This window comes from Phyllobacterium sp. CCNWLW109 (genome assembly GCF_037203905.1).
Lineage (GTDB): Bacteria > Pseudomonadota > Alphaproteobacteria > Rhizobiales > Rhizobiaceae > Phyllobacterium > Phyllobacterium ifriqiyense.
In genome coordinates, this window is the sequence record NZ_JBBCBK010000001.1 from 926,771 (window position 1) to 942,985 (window position 16,215).

General features: G+C 54.1%; 22 protein-coding genes. 15 read left to right on the forward strand and 7 right to left on the reverse strand.

Going from position 1 to position 16,215, the window contains the following annotated elements; translation table 11 throughout:
* Window positions 1–4: 4 nt before the first annotated feature.
* Window positions 5–796 (forward strand): helix-turn-helix transcriptional regulator, encoded by a 792-nt coding sequence (locus V9K92_RS04500; protein ID WP_337353398.1) that lies wholly within the window; start codon window positions 5–7, stop codon window positions 794–796.
* On the opposite strand, the gene V9K92_RS04505 is transcribed toward V9K92_RS04500, so the two are convergent.
* Genes V9K92_RS04505 through motA form a run of 7 tightly spaced genes read right to left on the reverse strand, consistent with a single transcriptional unit; the run spans window position 793 to window position 6,076 of the window.
* A complete protein-coding gene (locus V9K92_RS04505; RefSeq protein ID WP_115054967.1) occupies window positions 793–1,233 on the reverse strand; it encodes a hypothetical protein in 441 nt (146 codons plus the stop codon). The genes V9K92_RS04500 and V9K92_RS04505 overlap by 4 nt on opposite strands.
* 27 nt (window positions 1,234–1,260) lie before the next feature.
* Window positions 1,261–2,325, reverse strand: a complete 1,065-nt coding sequence (flhB, locus tag V9K92_RS04510; protein WP_336441435.1) for a flagellar biosynthesis protein FlhB — start codon at window positions 2,323–2,325, stop codon at window positions 1,261–1,263.
* 17 nt (window positions 2,326–2,342) lie between these two features.
* Entirely contained in the window at window positions 2,343–3,371 is a 1,029-nt protein-coding gene (locus V9K92_RS04515) for a flagellar motor switch protein FliG (RefSeq protein ID WP_115054969.1), read from the reverse strand.
* 10 nt (window positions 3,372–3,381) lie between these two features.
* Window positions 3,382–3,735, reverse strand: coding sequence for a flagellar motor switch protein FliN (fliN, locus tag V9K92_RS04520; RefSeq protein WP_337353399.1), 354 nt, complete (start codon window positions 3,733–3,735; stop codon window positions 3,382–3,384).
* A 30-nt stretch (window positions 3,736–3,765) separates the two neighbouring features.
* Window positions 3,766–4,278, reverse strand: coding sequence for a BAB2_0123 family type IV secretion system effector (locus tag V9K92_RS04525; protein ID WP_307277239.1), 513 nt, complete (start codon window positions 4,276–4,278; stop codon window positions 3,766–3,768).
* Window positions 4,259–5,194 carry a FliM/FliN family flagellar motor switch protein gene (locus V9K92_RS04530; RefSeq protein ID WP_337353508.1) on the reverse strand — a complete coding sequence of 312 codons (936 nt, stop codon included), beginning with the start codon at window positions 5,192–5,194 and terminating at the stop codon, window positions 4,259–4,261. The genes V9K92_RS04525 and V9K92_RS04530 overlap by 20 nt, the downstream gene beginning before the upstream one ends.
* 9 nt (window positions 5,195–5,203) lie before the next feature.
* Window positions 5,204–6,076 (reverse strand): flagellar motor stator protein MotA, encoded by an 873-nt coding sequence (gene motA / locus V9K92_RS04535; protein WP_115055114.1) that lies wholly within the window; start codon window positions 6,074–6,076, stop codon window positions 5,204–5,206.
* 378 nt (window positions 6,077–6,454) lie between these two features.
* Here motA and V9K92_RS04540 point away from each other — a divergent pair, with 378 nt between their 5' ends.
* From V9K92_RS04540 to fliP, 14 genes are all read left to right on the forward strand, one after another.
* Window positions 6,455–7,237 (forward strand): DUF1217 domain-containing protein, encoded by a 783-nt coding sequence (locus tag V9K92_RS04540; RefSeq protein ID WP_307277246.1) that lies wholly within the window; start codon window positions 6,455–6,457, stop codon window positions 7,235–7,237.
* A complete protein-coding gene (gene flgF / locus V9K92_RS04545; protein ID WP_336441536.1) occupies window positions 7,234–7,959 on the forward strand; it encodes a flagellar basal-body rod protein FlgF in 726 nt (241 codons plus the stop codon). The genes V9K92_RS04540 and flgF overlap by 4 nt, the downstream gene beginning before the upstream one ends.
* 13 nt (window positions 7,960–7,972) lie before the next feature.
* Complete coding sequence (fliI, locus tag V9K92_RS04550) at window positions 7,973–9,349, forward strand: flagellar protein export ATPase FliI (RefSeq protein ID WP_337353400.1); 1,377 nt, start codon at window positions 7,973–7,975, stop codon at window positions 9,347–9,349.
* Entirely contained in the window at window positions 9,346–9,921 is a 576-nt protein-coding gene (locus V9K92_RS04555; RefSeq protein ID WP_307277253.1) for a hypothetical protein, read from the forward strand. The genes fliI and V9K92_RS04555 overlap by 4 nt, the downstream gene beginning before the upstream one ends.
* A gap of 94 nt (window positions 9,922–10,015) precedes the next feature.
* On the forward strand, window positions 10,016–10,396 hold the full coding sequence (gene flgB / locus V9K92_RS04560; protein ID WP_115054976.1) for a flagellar basal body rod protein FlgB: 381 nt from the start codon (window positions 10,016–10,018) through the stop codon (window positions 10,394–10,396).
* 4 nt (window positions 10,397–10,400) lie between these two features.
* On the forward strand, window positions 10,401–10,820 hold the full coding sequence (gene flgC, locus V9K92_RS04565) for a flagellar basal body rod protein FlgC (protein WP_115054977.1): 420 nt from the start codon (window positions 10,401–10,403) through the stop codon (window positions 10,818–10,820).
* Window positions 10,820–11,146 (forward strand): flagellar hook-basal body complex protein FliE, encoded by a 327-nt coding sequence (locus tag V9K92_RS04570; RefSeq protein ID WP_115054978.1) that lies wholly within the window; start codon window positions 10,820–10,822, stop codon window positions 11,144–11,146. The genes flgC and V9K92_RS04570 overlap by 1 nt, the downstream gene beginning before the upstream one ends.
* A 17-nt stretch (window positions 11,147–11,163) precedes the next feature.
* Window positions 11,164–11,952 (forward strand): flagellar basal-body rod protein FlgG, encoded by a 789-nt coding sequence (gene flgG / locus V9K92_RS04575; RefSeq protein ID WP_115054979.1) that lies wholly within the window; start codon window positions 11,164–11,166, stop codon window positions 11,950–11,952.
* Window positions 11,953–11,960: 8 nt separating this feature from the next.
* Window positions 11,961–12,437: a flagellar basal body P-ring formation chaperone FlgA gene (flgA, locus tag V9K92_RS04580; RefSeq protein ID WP_336441442.1), complete on the forward strand. Its 477-nt coding sequence runs from the start codon at window positions 11,961–11,963 to the stop codon at window positions 12,435–12,437.
* Window positions 12,434–13,660, forward strand: coding sequence for a flagellar basal body P-ring protein FlgI (locus V9K92_RS04585; protein ID WP_337353401.1), 1,227 nt, complete (start codon window positions 12,434–12,436; stop codon window positions 13,658–13,660). The genes flgA and V9K92_RS04585 overlap by 4 nt, the downstream gene beginning before the upstream one ends.
* Window positions 13,657–14,181, forward strand: a complete 525-nt coding sequence (locus tag V9K92_RS04590; protein WP_307277272.1) for a MotE family protein — start codon at window positions 13,657–13,659, stop codon at window positions 14,179–14,181. Before V9K92_RS04585 ends, V9K92_RS04590 begins: the two co-directional genes overlap by 4 nt.
* The gene (gene flgH, locus V9K92_RS04595) at window positions 14,178–14,891 is read left to right on the forward strand and encodes a flagellar basal body L-ring protein FlgH (RefSeq protein ID WP_115054982.1); all 714 of its coding nucleotides are present in this window, start codon (window positions 14,178–14,180) and stop codon (window positions 14,889–14,891) included. The genes V9K92_RS04590 and flgH overlap by 4 nt, the downstream gene beginning before the upstream one ends.
* Before the next feature lie 9 nt (window positions 14,892–14,900).
* Window positions 14,901–15,386: a flagellar basal body-associated FliL family protein gene (locus V9K92_RS04600; protein WP_337353402.1), complete on the forward strand. Its 486-nt coding sequence runs from the start codon at window positions 14,901–14,903 to the stop codon at window positions 15,384–15,386.
* On the forward strand, window positions 15,383–16,132 hold the full coding sequence (gene fliP, locus V9K92_RS04605) for a flagellar type III secretion system pore protein FliP (RefSeq protein WP_115054984.1): 750 nt from the start codon (window positions 15,383–15,385) through the stop codon (window positions 16,130–16,132). Before V9K92_RS04600 ends, fliP begins: the two co-directional genes overlap by 4 nt.
* The last annotated feature ends 83 nt before the right edge of the window (window positions 16,133–16,215 follow it).

Genomic DNA, 16,215 nt, shown 5'->3' on the forward strand with positions numbered 1-16,215 from the left:
TCCGATGCATTTTGATTTAGCCCATTTCCCGGATTTTCAGGAAGGATTTTTCGGTATCTCTGCCAAGAGAGATGTGCTCGAGATGCTGATTGATATCCGGGAGCAGTTGGATTGTCTCCACATAACCCATATCGGCTACTCCAGCCAGACCGCTCCCAACAAGGGCTCAACTCCAGACGTTTCTGTTACCACAACTCTGCCTTTCAGCTGGGCGATGCGCTATTCGGCAAAAGGTTATTACAAGTTGGATCCGCTGCTTGATGCCGTGGTTATGCCTCGGCGCCCTGCCCAGGCAGCAGGAAGCATACGAAATCTGGCAGATGAAGTCGCCTTGTCATCCGAGGTAGAAAAATACTTTTGGGACCGCGAGATGCGAAACACTGGTAGCCTGTTTCTTGCAGTAGGTGCTTCCAATCCCCACGGCTTCAAAGGGATTACAGAATTTACGTTCAACGTCGGCAAATCTGAACAGGCAGGCTTCATCGAGCGGATGCGCCAACGCCTTGTTGCATGTTCATCGCGTCTGCACACCGCGCTCCACGGAAATCGCAATCCGGTCCTTGCTGCCGTTGTTGCCAAGCTTCTGACAAAACGAGAACTGGATTGCCTCTATTGGGCTGCCAATGGAAAGACGGACGGCGAAATCGGCGAAATTCTTGACATCGCGCGCTGGACGGTAGTGACGTACTTGCAAAACGCAAAAAACAAGCTTGGTTGCGCCAATCGCACCTCAACCGTAGCAACTGCTTTGGCATTGGGCGTTATCGAAATGCCTGTTATCGCAAACAGGTTCTAGTCGGTGCTCTCGGAAGCTGTGAATTGAGGCAAATGGGCATCTGCAAAAGCTGCTTCAAGCAAAGCCGTGTTTTCCGCCGGGCTTCGGCCCGTTTCAGCAAAACGCAAATGATGAAGGTCAATTTCAGTGGAATGGGCTGAGAGGATCAAGCGAAAATATGCATTGACGCCCATGTTGCTGAATTCCAGATCAAGTGTCACGGTGGGCGTCGAGTTCCAGTCGAGGTGATACTCACCTCCGTGCCCGAAAGTCAGCGTATTGGGATAAAAGGTCAACTCGGTGGCCGAGTTTACGATATCGGCAATATTGCCGAAAAGCTCACAGCGGATGAAGGCAATATAGTCGGCCACGTCAACGAGCAGAAGGTCTTTGATAACCTCCGTCAGATGCCGTTCTAGAATCTCGACGCGTGTCGCGGAATACTGGGTTTTTTTCATATATTCATCCGACTATCAATAATTATACTATTTTCGGCGGGTATTAACAAATTGAATAAGTTCGGCGACAGCCTTGTAGAATTCCGGCGCGATTACATTATTAACCTGCACCTGTTTGTAGAGTGAACGTGCCAACAGGACATTCTCGAAAATCGGCACATCATTTGCCTCTGCAACTTCTCTTATCTTTAGTGCGATTATGTCCTGACCCTTGGCGACAACGACGGGAGCGGGATCCTTTGCCGGATTATAGCGAAGAGCAACCGAGAAGTGTGTCGGATTTGCGACGATGAGAGTGGCGGTCGGAACTGACGCAATCATCCGCTGCCGCGCGCGATCGCGGCTGAGGGATCTCAACCGTGACTTGAGCAAAGGATCGCCTTCAGCCTGCTTGTGTTCGTCCTTGATCTCCTGTCGTGTCATGCGCAGTTCATTGCGCCAGTGAATGCGCGACCAGGCAATGTCGAATGCTGCCAGCACAGTTACTGCGATCGCTATCGAAGAAAGCAGGCGGGTTATATGGGCCCTAATAAGCTCCGGAAGCTGCCCGGGTTCAGTGATTATGGCATCAACAAAAAAATGGCTGTCGCGAAAAAAAATCATGAAAACAATGATGCTGGCCGCGGCAAATTTGAAGGTTGATTTTAGAAACTCAACGCGTCCGGCAGACCCGAAAATACGCGACCAGCCTTTGGCGGGCGACACCCTCGACGCTTGTGGCTCGATACGGTTGAAAACAATTCGCGGAGCGTTTTGCAGAACCGATGCAAGGATGCCTGCACCGGGTATCAGGATCATAATGGGAAGCAGCGCAAGACCGACGGCTGCTCCAATTATTCCGAACAACTGCCGCGCATCATCTGCGCTGTTCAAATGCCAGTCGTCTGATTTGTCAAAGAGTTCAGAAAGGAAGGATGAGAGTTTTGCGCCGCTTGGTATCGCTACAAACACCAGAATGATGATAAGCGCGATGATCGAGGCAAGGATGGGTGCTTCGCGAGAGAAGGGCAGGTTGCCTTTCTCCATTGCATCGCTGATTTTCTTTTCAGTCGCCTCCTCGGTTTTGCTCTCTTTGTCGGTCTCGTCTGACATCTAGCAGGACTGCTCCGTTAAGGTCCGACCTGCTCGGGCTCAAGGCGAAGATCGCCGCGTTCAGCCAAAGCAATTGCGGTACGTGCGATAGAGCGCCTGGCCTCCGTTACAGCATTGGCATTGATATTGTTCGGGCTGGAGAGTTCTGTCTCAACCATGCGGCGCCCGCGTGTCGATAGCGACTGAAGAATGAGTTCCTGGAGCTGCGGCTCGCAACCATGCAAGGCTGTGGTAACAACATCGGTCTGAATGTCATCGAACAGAACAAGTCTCGAGCGCTGCGACAGACGGGCAATATCCTCGAAGGTGAACAGTTTCGCCTTGATCTTTGCAAGGTCGTCCGCACCGAGATCCGTCAGATCTCCAAGCAGTTCGTCGATCTCGGATTTTTCCAGCTGATTGATAATATTCGCGATCGTGCCGTGATGGCTCTTTTCGGAAGCCGTATTGTCTTTTCCTGTTACCTCACGTTGAAGAATGGCTTCGAGCATGGCGGAGACAGCTGGGGCAACTTTGCGGATATGCAACGTGCGCTGGATCAAGGCGCTGCGCGTCGTTGGTGAAAAACGGATAAGCAACTTTGCTGCGATATCGGATGGCAGGCGGGAAATCACATAGGCTGTGACCTGCGGATGCTGATTAACAAGATAGGCGTGCAAGATCTCGGCGGGAATTCGCGGTAATTGATCCCAAACGGACTCCTGAGCCAAAAGTTCGGGCCGGCGGTTTTCGATAACGGCACTTGCTTCATCGGCGGTGAGGGATTCGCGCAGCAGGCCCTCAAAGCGCATCCCGGCTTCGGATACCGGCGCACCGTCGGCAAATGCATTCTCGAACTGCTTTACCAGTTCTTCGAAGTCGCTGGGCGTGATGGGTTCGAGCTTGCGAGCGTGTACCGCCAGTGAACGCAAATCATCCGCTGTGAAATGCTTGAGGAGGCGGGACGCGGATGGCCGTCCGATGGCGACGAGCAATGCCGCCACTTTTTCAGGTCCTGACAGATCCTGAATGGCGCTTGATGCCTCTTCGGTTGCGTGATCGCTCATCTCGCCACGCTTAATTGCCGCTGCCGATGACTTCGGTCAGGCTGACGCCGAACCTTGAACTGTCATCTTCAAGGACGATCACTTCACCACGAGCGATAACGCGGCCATTGACGACAATATCGACCGGATCGCCGATTTGCTTGTCTAGTGTTACTACGGAACCGCGTCCGAGCTTCATCAGATTCGCGACCGGCATGGACGTACTTCCCAGAACAACCTGCACGTCAACTGGGATACCCATGATCAGGTCGATATTGGGCTTGGACCCGGCTGGTTTCCGGGTCGGTTGCGGCTCGTCGCGCTTGAGGTCTTCGATGGCCTCGTTCAGTTCGTCTTCGATCGAGTTCTTGTCGGATATGGCCATGATGCGAATGATCCCGAGTGCGGAGTAGGTTTAAAGAACAGCGCCAGCAACGTCGCTGGCACGAACGATACGATTGACAAAAACTGGCAAGGGGCGCGCTGGTTCGAACGGAGCAACTTGCGTTGGCGTTACAGATTTGAGCTGATCCGTCATAAAGTGATTGATGGAACTGATTTTGACCTCCGGTGGAGCTACGTGTGACGCAGCTGCCGGTTGCTGCATGGCAGCGGCAACAAGTGCATCTTCATTCAGATCCAGCCGCGCTCGCTTTATAAGCTCCATTGCGCGGGCCATTTCAGAGCGCACACGATCAGAATCTTTCAGGCGCGCTTCAAGCCGTATGCTTTCGTCCCGGCAGATCTCCCGCTCTGCCTGAAGGATTGCCAAGGCTTTTTGAAGATTGTTTGCAGAGCTTGCTACCTGATTTGCCATCAGCCGGCTCATTGCTGTCAGTCTGCTCGCTTTGCGCAGCGCCGCAAAAAATACGATCAAGGAAATGGCACTCAAACCCAGTGAGATCAGATTAACCAGCAGCAAGCTCATCAAGGAGGTCCTCTTCTTCGTTGACGGGATCGGTGATGCGAACGGTGAATACGCTTCCCGCCTTGCCGAGACGGCATTTGTAAAGGGCCTGATCGCCACTGCGCAGACGGACTTGATCAATTGCGTCCTTGGGTAAGTGCAGAATTTGTCCCGGGCGCAGTAAAGCGAGTTGCTCAAGAGTCATTGAACCTTGCTGCAAATAGGCCTCGACCTCGATATGCGCGCGGCTGACTTCCAATCGCAGCTTCTTTGCCCAGCTGGGATCAAGATGATGTGCGGGCTGCCGCAACAAGCGGGCGATTGCGTCCTGCATCGGCCGGAAAGCGGAGCGCGGCAACAGAATGGAGACGTGACCGGAGCGGCCCGTTACATTCAAGCCGATAGTGCAGGCAATCATTCGGGCCTCGGAAACGGTGCCCGGCGCAAGGTGCGCAGCTTCGCTAAGTTCGCCCATCTGGAAAAGCGGATCGCCGCCGGAGAACATATGATCGAGCGAGGATGTGATATCGCTGAAAGTCTGCCGTGCGATTCCCATGTCCACTGATGTGAAAGGCCTAATCGTCGTCGCCATCTCGGAACTTCCGCCAGAACCGAAGAGAGCCTCAATTCCACAGTCGACAAAGCTCCGGTCGGCGGCCAGCAGGATTCTTGAGCCCCATTTGGGCACGGAAACCGTTCCCACCAAGGCCGAACCCTGGACTGCATCGGTCACGACTTCTTTCTCGAGGGAACGAATATTAAGGAACTCAGCGGTGACGGCTGCATCGGTTTGCGCGGAAATCCTTGCGCCAAATGTCGAAGCCAAATCGCGGAATACCGTTTCGAATGATTTCAGATCATCGACAGAAAGCCCCGCCGCCCGCAGGATACTATCCGCCAGCGCGTCAGGTTTTTTTTGCTCGGCCTCGACCTCCATCACAGAACCTTAAGCCGCTTGCTGCAGGGGCGTTGGGGAGAGAGTTTCCTGCTCCACAACGTCAATGGATGGACGATCATAGGCGGAAATAGTCTTGCGGCCATATTCGAGCGCGATTTGGGGCAGAGCACCATTCATATATGCCAGCAATGTCTGCTTTACGATGATGTAAAGCCTGTTTTGCTTCTCGCGCGTTGTCTTGATCTTGGTGGCGATCGGCCCCACGACACCGTAGGACAGGAAGATGCCCGCGAAGGTCCCGACAAGTGCTGCGCCGATGAGATGTCCAAGAATTTCAGGCGACTCATTGAGCGCGCCCATGGCTTTGATGACGCCAAGAACAGCGGCGACGATGCCAAGGGCGGGCAGTCCCTCCGACACGCTGACCATTGCATGATAAGGCTTGAGCTTGTCGCGTGAAATGGTGTGAATTTCTTCATCCATCAGAGCTTCGATTTCATGCGAACGCGCATTGCCGATGATGATCAGGCGGCAATAGTCGCAGATGAAATGCGTCAGGTCATGGTTCTTGAGAACGCTCGGAAATGCTTGGAAAATTGTCGATTCATTCGGGTTATCGATATGAACTTCCACCTCATTACGCGATTTTGCGCGCAATTCGCGCATCAGGGCATAAAGAACACCGAGCACATCGAGATAGTCACGCTGCTTTGGCACCTTGTTGGTGAATGCCTCCATGCAGGCGCGACCGGAATCTTTGACTGCCGAGAAGGGATTGGCCACCAGGAAAGTGCCGAGTGCGGAACCGCCGATAATCACAAATTCCCATGGCTGCATCAGAACGCCAACGTGCCCGCCCATGGCGATAAAGCCACCAAGCAGACAACCCATTGTTACGACCAGTCCGATCAGAATACCCAAAACCTGCTCCTGCATGTTCGCCAGTGTTCCAGAGCTATCAAGGTCGGCTTGCGTGAACCTTGCAGCCGGAACGGAGTTTGATTTCGAAGAGCAGCTGCATGTCTTCCTTTTGTAGTAAGACAAGAAGGCTCAGCTAGCCACCGAACGCCATTTGCTACATGCCATGCGCAGCTTGCACCGCTTAAAATGAAAGAGAGTGGGTTGCAATGACAGTCGCCGGTGCTGCAAGGGCCAGTTCCTTACAGTCAATTCTTTTCCTCATGGTGAGCCTTCCTGAGCGAAGGACAAACCCGCGCACACTGTCAACTGGCGTTTCTCCATCAGCTTCAGGCAAGCTTGATTTGCGACAGATACGCAAAAGCTTCTGAAAGGCGCATCATGACCAGTACGATGACGAGCTACCGTTTGATTGCTGCGGATCTGCCGCGCTCGCTTGCGCGCATTGCCAAGGAACCAATGGTACAGCGCGACAGCGACTATTATCTGAAGAACATTGGCAAGGTGAAAACCATCGATGATCTGATGAAGGATACCAAGCTATATAATTATGCGTTGAAAGCCTTCGGGCTTGAAGACATGGCCTATGCCAAGGCATTCATCAAAAAAGTTTTGACCGAAGGGGTCGAGAACAGGGACAGTTTTGCCAATAAGCTGACTGATACCCGCTACAAGGAATTTGCTACGGCTTTCAACTTCGCCAAACTGGGCGACAAGACGACCGAAAGCCCGGCCGTATTAAAGCCTGTCGTCGACAGCTATGTTCAGATGACGCTTGAACAGGAAACCGGTAAACAAAGCGACGGCGCGCGTCTGGCGCTTTATTTTTCCCGCAAGGCTTCGTCCATTACCAATGCTTATGAGATCCTTGGCGATAAGCGCCTGCTTGCAGTCTTCCAGACAACCTTCAATATTCCCAAACAGACATCCGCACTCGACATTGATCGTCAGGCCAAGATGGTTGAAGAGAAACTTGATCTCAAGGATTTGCAGGATCCGGCGAAGGTCGAGAAACTTCTTGTCCGCTTTACAGCCATGTACGACATGGCCAATCCCAGCACGAATATGGCGCCGTCAGTGCAGTTGTTTGGCGGGGCAGCGGAAATCGGCATATCGCCCAGCATTCTTGCAACCCTGCAATCATTCAAACTTGGAGGGCGCTGATGGAAAATTCCATTTATGTGGGGCTTTCGTCACAAATATCGCTGGAACGCCGGCTTGATGTGCTGGCGCATAATGTGGCGAATATGTCGACGCCCGGATTCAGGGCAACAGGCATGAAATTCGATGCGATGGTCTCGAAGGCCGCCGAGAACTCGAGCTTCGTCAGTGCTGGCGAAAGCTTTATCAAGACGGAGGCCGGACCGATCAATCAGACTGGCAATCCGCTTGATGTTGCCGCCAAGGGGAATGTCTGGTTTTCATTGCAGACGCCAGCAGGTCAGGTGTTTACCCGTGATGGCAGAATGAAAATGTCGACCACGGGAGAACTGCTATCGGTCAAGGGATACCCAATCCTCGACGCCGGAGGCCAGCCGTTGACAATCGACCCGAATGGGGGCCCGCCGGAGATATCTTCGGATGGTGCGGTTTATCAAAATGGTCGTCAGCTCGGTGCCATTGGATTGTTCACGATCGATCCTGGTGCAAAACTCAGTTATTTCGATAATTCTGCAATCATACCGAGCGTTGCTGCCCAACCAGTAATCGACAATCCGGACGCAGGTGTCATTCAGGGTGCAATTGAGGGATCAAACGTTGATGCGATCAGCGAAATGACTCGGCTCATGAATGTTACGCGCGCCTTTGAACGCGTCAATGCCTTGCTCAGCGGCAGTGAAGCGACATTCACGAGCGCCATCAAGACCCTCGGTTCGTCCTCTTGATGTCCTGCGATTCATGACCGCGCTGGACAGTGCCCTACAGACCATGAACACCGGAACGGTGAGGCTCGACAGCCTGGCGCGCCTGTTGTCACAGGCCAACCGGGAATGTGGGTCTGTTGCTGTCGGCGGATACGTCAATGAAGTATCGCGGTCGGCAATCGGTGTAAGGGGTATCTCGGACAAGGTGCAGCTTGGGGATCTCGTGATGATCCGATGTGATCAGCATCTTCATCCCGCGGAAGTAGTGCGGCTTGAACAAACTCAAACATTGATCAAACCATTTGACGACCGGATTACGCCATCGCTCGACAGCCCGGTGTTTCCCGAAGGCCAGTTTCGTATTGCACCATCACCAGACTGGAAGGGCAGGGTTATCAATGCGCTGGGCGAGCCGCTCGACGGCAAGGGATTGATGACCGCCGGAGCCGAACCAGTACCTGTGGACTGTGCAGCACCTTCTGCGATGAACAGGAACCGGGTGGAAAAAGGTCTGCGCAGCGGCGTCAATGTCGTCGACGTCTTCGTGCCCATGTGTTTCGGCCAGCGTATGGGCATTTTTGCCGGTTCCGGCGTCGGCAAATCCACGCTGCTTGCCATGATGACCAAAGCGGCTGACTTCGACACAGTCGTTCTCGCACTGACAGGCGAGCGCGGCCGCGAAGTGCGCGACATGCTTGAAGACACAATGGCTGGCAAACTGGATAAGACCATTGCCGTTATTGCCACGGGTGATGAAAGCCCGATGATGCGACGGCTTGCTCCCAATACGGCCACTGCGATTGCCGAGTATTTCCGTGATCGCGGCGACAATGTACTTTTGATCGTGGATTCGATTACGCGCTTTGCCCATGCCGCACGCGAAATAGCCATTGCCGCCGGTGAACCGCCGGTATCACGCGGCTATCCGCCGAGCGTTTTCAGCCAGCTGCCGCGCCTGCTTGAACGGGCAGGGCCAGGTCTTGAAGGCCAAGGCACAATTACCGGGCTTTATGCTGTTCTCGTCGATGGCGATGATCACAATGATCCCATTTCGGATGCCATTCGCGGTACTCTTGACGGTCATATCGTTCTCGATCGAACCATAGCGGCTCAGGGGCGGTTTCCGGCTGTCGATATTCTGGGATCGATATCACGTCTGGCACACCATAATTGGTCTCCGGATCAGGCAAAACTTGCGACGGGTCTGCGCAGCCTGATTTCAAGGTTCGAGGAAACGCGCGATCTTCGGATGATCGGCGCTTATCAGACCGGCAGCGATCCGCAGATTGATCAGGCCGTCCATCTCGTACCGCTGATATACGGGACAATGCAGCAGACGCCAGCCTCCCCACTATCTCAGGACCCTTATAGCGACCTTGCCACCGCCTTGCGGCCAACGGAGCCATCATGACAAAACAACAAGCAAACGCGGCAAAACCCGGATCGGTCGATATCGAGACAGCCCTAGCGCCCAAACAACGCGACAAGCGTTTTGACGGCTATCTTAAAACGGCAGGCTTCGGGTTGGCCGTGGTCTCCTTCGTGCTGCCATTCGTCATGTATTACGATATTCTGGATGCGCGCCCAAAGCCCGAGGCTTCCGGTATTCAGGTGCGCGATCCTCTCAACCGTGCCAACCAGAAGGTTGTACGCGAGACACGGGGCAAGATTGCTTCAACATCACCCAATTCCAGCGAAGAGCTTGATCCGATGACGACAGCTACAACGTCGGAGCTGACAGCTGACAGGTTTGCGAAGATGGAGGACGCCAGCAAACAGCCTTTTCCGGGTAAGCCGCAATTCCTTGTCCGCGAAGTTGTAGGCGGACTGGTGATGATTGAGGACGAAACAGGATATTGGTTCGTCGAGAAGGGCTCACCACTGCCGGATGGCAGCACATTGGTGGCTATACAGCGCGGAGCAGCGCCCGGAAGCTGGAATATCAAGACCTCCGACGGGACTGTGATCGACAGGACGTTCTAGCCAGATCGACTGAAGCTGACGCTGCCGCAAGTCTCACGCAAGCCTGACCACATATATTAAGAGCGGGTTAATCGGTTCGGCTGCGGGGAAGCACATGCAAGGAATTCATCTGTTCGATCTGGCGTCACGTCAGGCCGAGTGGCTGTCAGTAAGGCAGGCAGCGGTTTCAGGAAATGTTGCGAATGCAAATACTCCAGGGTTCAAGGCTCGCGATGTCGAACCATTCCATGACGTCCTTGCCCAGTCGCAACTGACAATGGCGGCCACCAATCCGAAGCATCTGGAAATCGATGCCTCAGGCATTGCGGCAACCGCCCTGCGCAAGGACGCAGTGACCGAACAAAACCACTCCAAGAACACCGTTAACCTCGAAATGGAAATGGTGAAATCCGGCGAGATCAATCGCGAATTCGCGCTCAACACCAGCATCGTCAAGGCGTTTCACCGCATGATGATGTCATCTGTGAAGGCTTAAGCGCATGAGTGATCCGCTACAGGCCGCCCTTAAAGTCGCAGCATCCGGCCTTTCCGCCCAGTCAACACGTTTACGCATCGTTTCGGAAAATCTTGCCAATGCGCAATCGACCGGCAAGACAGCCGGCAGCGATCCCTATCGGCGCAAGACGGTTTCCTTCGCGACCGAGCTTGATCGTACGACCGGCGTCGAAACGGTTAAAATTGCCGAGGTCGGCAAGGATACTTCCGCCTTTGTCGAAGAATATGAGCCAAGTCACCCGGCGGCAGACAGTCGCGGCTATGTCAAATATCCCAATGTCAGCATGGTCGTTGAAATGGCGGATATGAGAGAAGCCAATCGCTCTTATGAAGCCAATCTCCAAGTCGTCAAGCAAGCGCGCGAGCTGATTGCCATGACCGTCGATCTTTTGAGGAATTCCTGATGATAGACCAGCTTCTCAGCGTTTCTACCCGTAACGCCCTTTCCAAACTGACCGAGACTGTCAATCAGGGGGCCGCCTCTGCTGCATCGCAAGTTGCCGCACCCGGTCAGCCATCCTTCGATAATGTGCTTTCAGAACTCGCCAGCTCCGTGAGCGGCAAGCTGCAAACCGCAGAAGCTGTGTCCATGAAAAGCATGACGGGCGACGTGCCGACCCGCGACGTGGTCAATGCGGTCATGGACGCGGAACAATCGCTGCAAACCGCGATCGCCATTCGCGACAAGATCGTGCAGGCCTATCTCGAAATCAGCCGCATGCCGATTTAGCTGGATAAGGAATCCCAATGAAAGCGCTTACTATCGCAGCCACCGGCATGAATGCCCAACAGCTTAATCTGGAAGTCATTGCGAACAATATCGCCAATATCAATACGACCGGATACAAGCGCGCCAAGGCTGAATTTTCTGATCTCTTGTATCAGGCAGAGCGGACAGCCGGCGTTCCCAATGCTGCCAACCAAAGCATTGTTCCCGAAGGAGCCATGGTTGGTCTTGGTGTGCAGACAGCTGCGGTGCGCAATCTGCATATACAGGGGCCGCTCAACCAGACCGGAAATCCTTATGATGTCGCGCTGGTAGGCCGTGGATGGTTCCAGATACAGAACCCTGCAGGCGACACCTTATACAGCCGCGCCGGAGCGTTCAACGTCAACGGGACGGGTCAGCTTGTGACCCTTGATGGCAATCTCGTTGAACCGAATATCGTTGTTCCTACCGATGCGATTGAGGTCAAGATCACTGAGAGTGGACAAGTGTTCGCTAAAATGGCGGACCAGACCCAGCTGGTTAATCTGGGGCAGCTGCAAATCGCAAACTTTGCCAATGAAGCCGGGCTGGAGCCGCTAGGCAACAATCTTTTCCGGCAAACGGATGCCTCCGGTGATCCCGTTGTGGGTGTTCCGGGTGATCCGGGCTTTGCAACGTTGAAGCAGAATTATCTTGAAAGCTCAAACGTCGATCCGGTGAAGGAGATCACGGATCTTATCACGGCGCAGCGGGCCTATGAGATGAACTCGAAAGTCATTCAGGCCGCCGACGAAATGGCTTCGGTAGTTTCGAAGAATCTGCGTTGAGGGTGATGATGACAGCCATTGGAGCGATAAAGAATCTGTTGCGGGCCAGTGCTTTTGCCACGGCCTTCTTTGTTGTGTCGTCGGCCCTGGCCGACCGCATAACTTTTATCGTCCCATCGCAGATCATCTATCCCGGACAGGCCATCGGCGGCAACGAGCTGCAAGAAAAGATGTTCACGATCAAGTCCAGTGCGGCGGGAAGTTATATCCTGTCCGCCGATCAGCTGATCGGCAAGGTTGCGCGCAAGACCCTCCTTCCGGGAAAACCCATTCTGGTTACAGCCGTGAACGAGCCGGATCTTGTTCAGCGCGGAGTTTCTGTTCCAATCGTCTACGATACGGGCGCTCTGGTTATCACTGCCAAAGGCATACCAATGGAGGCCGGCCGTTCCGGTGATTTCGTAAAGGTCCGCAACATTGATAGCGGCATTATTGTAACTGGAACCGTGCTTGCCAATGGAAGCATCCAGGTTGGTATGCAATGAAGCTGCTGCGTGTCCTCATGGCATTTGTCGGCTTGATGCTTGCAGCATCACCCGCTGGCTATGCAGCTGAGTCGTCGGCCAATGCCAAGGACTACAAAACGCCTGGGCAAGCGCGGGCAGCCTTTCAAAAAGAGCTTGATGATGGCCGCTGGGGAGGTGCCTCATCACAGCTTGGCGAGGGTGGGGCGATCGCCCGCTTGAAGGATATCGCCAATATTCAGGGTGTGCGCGAAAACCAGCTTGTCGGCTATGGTCTTGTCATCGGTCTGAACGGCACGGGTGACAGCTTGCGCAGTGCGCCCTTTACCGAACAGTCCATGCGCGCCATGCTGGATAATCTGGGCATTAGCCCACCAGCCGGTGCCTCCCGTACCAAAAACATTGCCGCCGTGATCGTAACGGCCAATCTGCCGCCTTTCGCTGGGCGTGGTTCGCGGATCGATATCACAGTCTCGTCATTGGGCGATGCGACTTCTTTGGCTGGCGGTACGCTGGTCATGACTCCCTTGGCCGCAGCCGATGGCCAGACCTATGCGGTTGCGCAAGGCAATATGATCGTTTCCGGCTTTACGGCCTCGGGCCAAGCGGAAACCATAACACAGGGAGTGCCGACAAGCGGCCGCATTCCCAATGGCGCGCTGGTGGAAAAGGAAGTCACCGGTAATTTTGGTCATGATGAGCTGATTGTCGAGCTGCGTGAACCCGATTTTACCACCGCGGTACGCATTACCGATACGATCAATGCCTTTGCAAAACGCCGCTACAAGCAGGCTGTTGCCAAAGAGCGGGATTCCAAATCGATCCGCCTGCGTAAGCCAGCCAGCATTTCAGCAACGCGTTTTCTAGCCGAAATTGAGGGGCTTCCGGTCGTCACAGATGAAGTCGCCCGTGTAGTCGTTGACGAGCGGACAGGGACAGTTGTCATTGGCGAAAAAGTGCGCATCTCCCGTGTTGCGATCAGCCATGGCAGCCTGTCAGTGCGCGTGACTGAACGTCCGACGATTGTGCAGCCCGAACCATTTTCGGACGGCGAAACTGCGGTAGAGCCAAATACCGAAATTGATGTAAACCAGACATCGAAAATCGGGGTGCTTGGGGGCACTGATTTGGAAAGCCTTGTCAAGGGGCTGAACCAGATTGGAGTGAAACCACAGGGTATCATCGCGATTCTGCAAGGCATCAAGACCGCCGGCGCCCTCCATGCCGAACTGGTGGTCCAATGAACGTGTCGGGCTTTCTCAAAGCATCTGTTGCAGCTCTTGCTTTCAGCTTGGCGCTGCTTTTGCCGGCGGCTTACGGCTTTTCCCAGGAAACAGCCAGAACGCAGGATGATACCGGACAGGAGATTGACCGGTATTGCTCCAATATCACCGACAAGGCCGCCGATGCTCGTTATGCGATGCAAACACGCGAGCTTCAGCAATTGCGTGAGGATATAGATAGCCGTATCGAACTTCTCGACGCCAAGCGTCAGGAATATGAAGTCTGGCTGAAACGCCGTGACGAATTTATCGATAAGGCTGAAGACTCACTTGTCGGCATCATATCCAAGATGCGGCCCGACGCTGCCGCAGCGCAAATGGCACTGCTGGGCGATGAAGCCGCCGCGGCGCTCCTGCTGAAACTCAACCCACGGGTTTCCAGCGTTATTCTCAACGAGATGCCCCCGGAGAAATCATCCAAGCTGGCGCGGGTGATTGTCGGTTCGCGGGTTGTGACGACAAAAGAAAGAACCGCACAATGAAAAAAGCGGCAATGCCGATGGCTTTGGCAAGCGTACTTCTGGTTTCAGGCTGTGCAATGAATCCGCGTGATTTTAATCGACCGCCGGAGATGACGCCGGTCGGCACGGGCGTGGGACACAATTTTACGGTGAGCGACCCATCAAACTACCCGGTACAGCCTCGTCCGCAGAAATACTCGCTGTGGCAGGACAGACAGGCCAGTTTTTTCCGCGATCCGCGCGCCACCAATCCGGGTGATGTGCTGACAGTCGTTATCTCGATTGATGACCGGGCGAAGCTTGACAATAAGTCTGACCGCTCACGCGTCGCTTCGGGCATTTATGGCGCCAAGGCGGATCTGGGCGGGAGCGGAATCTCGGTAAGCAATATTGGCGGCAATTTCGATTATGATTCAGATAGCCGCACCAAGGGCGAGGGCAAGATTGAACGATCGGAGAAAATCGATCTGTCGGTTGCTGCAATCGTGACCGACATTTTGCCGAACGGAAATCTCATCATTCGCGGATCGCAGGAAATCCGCGTCAACAACGAGCTTCGCGTACTCAATGTGGCGGGTGTTGTAAGGCCGCGTGACATTTCAGGATATAATACGATTTCCTACGAGAAGATTGCAGAAGCGCGCATTTCCTATGGTGGCCGTGGTCGCCAAAGCGAAGTGCAACAGCCGCCATGGGGCCAGCAGGTCCTTGATGCGGTCTCGCCGATTTAGAGCCCCACAATGAGCGCTGCCACCGAAGATACCGTTCAGACACGCAAGGCGCCTTCAATAGCTGCCCTGGCAGTTGTCGTCATCGTGTTGACACTCATTGCCGGTGCGGGAGGCTGGTTTCTTGGTGGTCAACTGGGTCTGGCAGTACCTGTGGCTGCCTCCGGTGCGGCGGAGAAAAAAACTCCGTCGGTGGAGGCAATGCCCGACGGCAGTGTTGTCGTACTGAAGCCGATCCTCACCAATGTCAAAATCCCTCAGGATGTCTGGATCAGGCTGGAGGCAGGATTGATTGTCCGGCCGGGAGAAGCAATTTCCGACGAGCTGACAACCGCCGTTTCCGCCGACTTCATGGCCTTCCTTCGCACGGTAAACCTGATGCAGCTGCGGGGACCAGCCGGACTGGAATATTTGAGAACTGATCTGCAGGAACGTGCGCGCATGCGGACTGAAGGCAAAGTCGATAAAGTTTACATCTGGGCGCTGGTGATGGAATGAAAAGACGTTATCTGACGCCGGTGCTTCTGGCCGGGTTATTATTTGGTCTTGGTGGAACGGCCATGGCTCAACAAGCGTCTTTGCTTGAAGGATTGATACCGCAAGGCAGTGCATCATCCAGCGGCCAGATCATCCAGATGCTGGCGGCATTGACCGTCCTGTCGATTGCACCGGGCATTCTCATCATGGTCACGAGCTTTACCCGGTTTGCCATTGCATTTTCGATGTTGCGGGCCGGGCTTGGATTGCAGACTACGCCCGCCAATCTGGTAATGATCAGCCTTGCCTTGTTCATGACATTCTATGTGATGGCACCTGTCTTTGACAGAGCATGGCAAAATGGTGTGCAGCCGCTGGTCAACAACCAGATCACTCAGGATGTGGCGATCAATGAAATCACCACGCCGTTTCGCGAATTCATGCTGCGGCAGGTCCGCGACAAGGATTTGCGATTGTTCGAAGACCTGGCCGACGAATCATTTCGCACACAGGCGAATCAAGTTGTTGACCTGCGTATCCTCGTACCCGCATTCATGATCTCCGAGCTGCGTCGCGGATTTGAAATCGGCTTTTTGATCGTTCTGCCATTCCTGGTGATTGATCTGATCGTTGCAACGCTTACAATGTCGATGGGTATGATGATGCTGCCGCCAACCGTGCTGTCGCTGCCGTTCAAGATACTTTTCTTCGTCCTCATCGATGGCTGGAACATCCTTGTTGGCAGTCTTATCCGTTCCTATTCTTAGCCGGATACAGGTGCGCTAACCAACTTTGAAAAATTAATCATGAACGTTATTGAAACCGTAACATTTTTGGCATACTCATCACG

Excerpts from the sequence above, each read along its gene's own strand:
- V9K92_RS04600 (WP_337353402.1), top strand. The coding sequence starts at position 14,901 with ATGAGCGCTGCCACCGAAGATACCGTTCAGACACGCAAGGCGCCTTCA.
- flgG (WP_115054979.1), top strand. The coding sequence starts at position 11,164 with ATGAAAGCGCTTACTATCGCAGCCACCGGCATGAATGCCCAACAGCTT.
- V9K92_RS04515 (WP_115054969.1), bottom strand. The coding sequence starts at position 3,371 with ATGAGCGATCACGCAACCGAAGAGGCATCAAGCGCCATTCAGGATCTG.
- fliN (WP_337353399.1), bottom strand. The coding sequence starts at position 3,735 with ATGGCCATATCCGACAAGAACTCGATCGAAGACGAACTGAACGAGGCC.
- V9K92_RS04570 (WP_115054978.1), top strand. The coding sequence starts at position 10,820 with ATGATAGACCAGCTTCTCAGCGTTTCTACCCGTAACGCCCTTTCCAAA.
- V9K92_RS04525 (WP_307277239.1), bottom strand. The coding sequence starts at position 4,278 with ATGAGCTTGCTGCTGGTTAATCTGATCTCACTGGGTTTGAGTGCCATT.
- V9K92_RS04530 (WP_337353508.1), bottom strand. The coding sequence starts at position 5,194 with ATGGAGGTCGAGGCCGAGCAAAAAAAACCTGACGCGCTGGCGGATAGT.
- flgA (WP_336441442.1), top strand. The coding sequence starts at position 11,961 with ATGACAGCCATTGGAGCGATAAAGAATCTGTTGCGGGCCAGTGCTTTT.
- V9K92_RS04555 (WP_307277253.1), top strand. The coding sequence starts at position 9,346 with ATGACAAAACAACAAGCAAACGCGGCAAAACCCGGATCGGTCGATATC.
- flgB (WP_115054976.1), top strand. The coding sequence starts at position 10,016 with ATGCAAGGAATTCATCTGTTCGATCTGGCGTCACGTCAGGCCGAGTGG.
- flgH (WP_115054982.1), top strand. The coding sequence starts at position 14,178 with ATGAAAAAAGCGGCAATGCCGATGGCTTTGGCAAGCGTACTTCTGGTT.
- V9K92_RS04590 (WP_307277272.1), top strand. The coding sequence starts at position 13,657 with ATGAACGTGTCGGGCTTTCTCAAAGCATCTGTTGCAGCTCTTGCTTTC.
- V9K92_RS04540 (WP_307277246.1), top strand. The coding sequence starts at position 6,455 with ATGACCAGTACGATGACGAGCTACCGTTTGATTGCTGCGGATCTGCCG.
- V9K92_RS04585 (WP_337353401.1), top strand. The coding sequence starts at position 12,434 with ATGAAGCTGCTGCGTGTCCTCATGGCATTTGTCGGCTTGATGCTTGCA.
- V9K92_RS04500 (WP_337353398.1), top strand. The coding sequence starts at position 5 with ATGCATTTTGATTTAGCCCATTTCCCGGATTTTCAGGAAGGATTTTTC.
- V9K92_RS04505 (WP_115054967.1), bottom strand. The coding sequence starts at position 1,233 with ATGAAAAAAACCCAGTATTCCGCGACACGCGTCGAGATTCTAGAACGG.
- fliI (WP_337353400.1), top strand. The coding sequence starts at position 7,973 with ATGACCGCGCTGGACAGTGCCCTACAGACCATGAACACCGGAACGGTG.
- flgC (WP_115054977.1), top strand. The coding sequence starts at position 10,401 with ATGAGTGATCCGCTACAGGCCGCCCTTAAAGTCGCAGCATCCGGCCTT.
- fliP (WP_115054984.1), top strand. The coding sequence starts at position 15,383 with ATGAAAAGACGTTATCTGACGCCGGTGCTTCTGGCCGGGTTATTATTT.
- flhB (WP_336441435.1), bottom strand. The coding sequence starts at position 2,325 with ATGTCAGACGAGACCGACAAAGAGAGCAAAACCGAGGAGGCGACTGAA.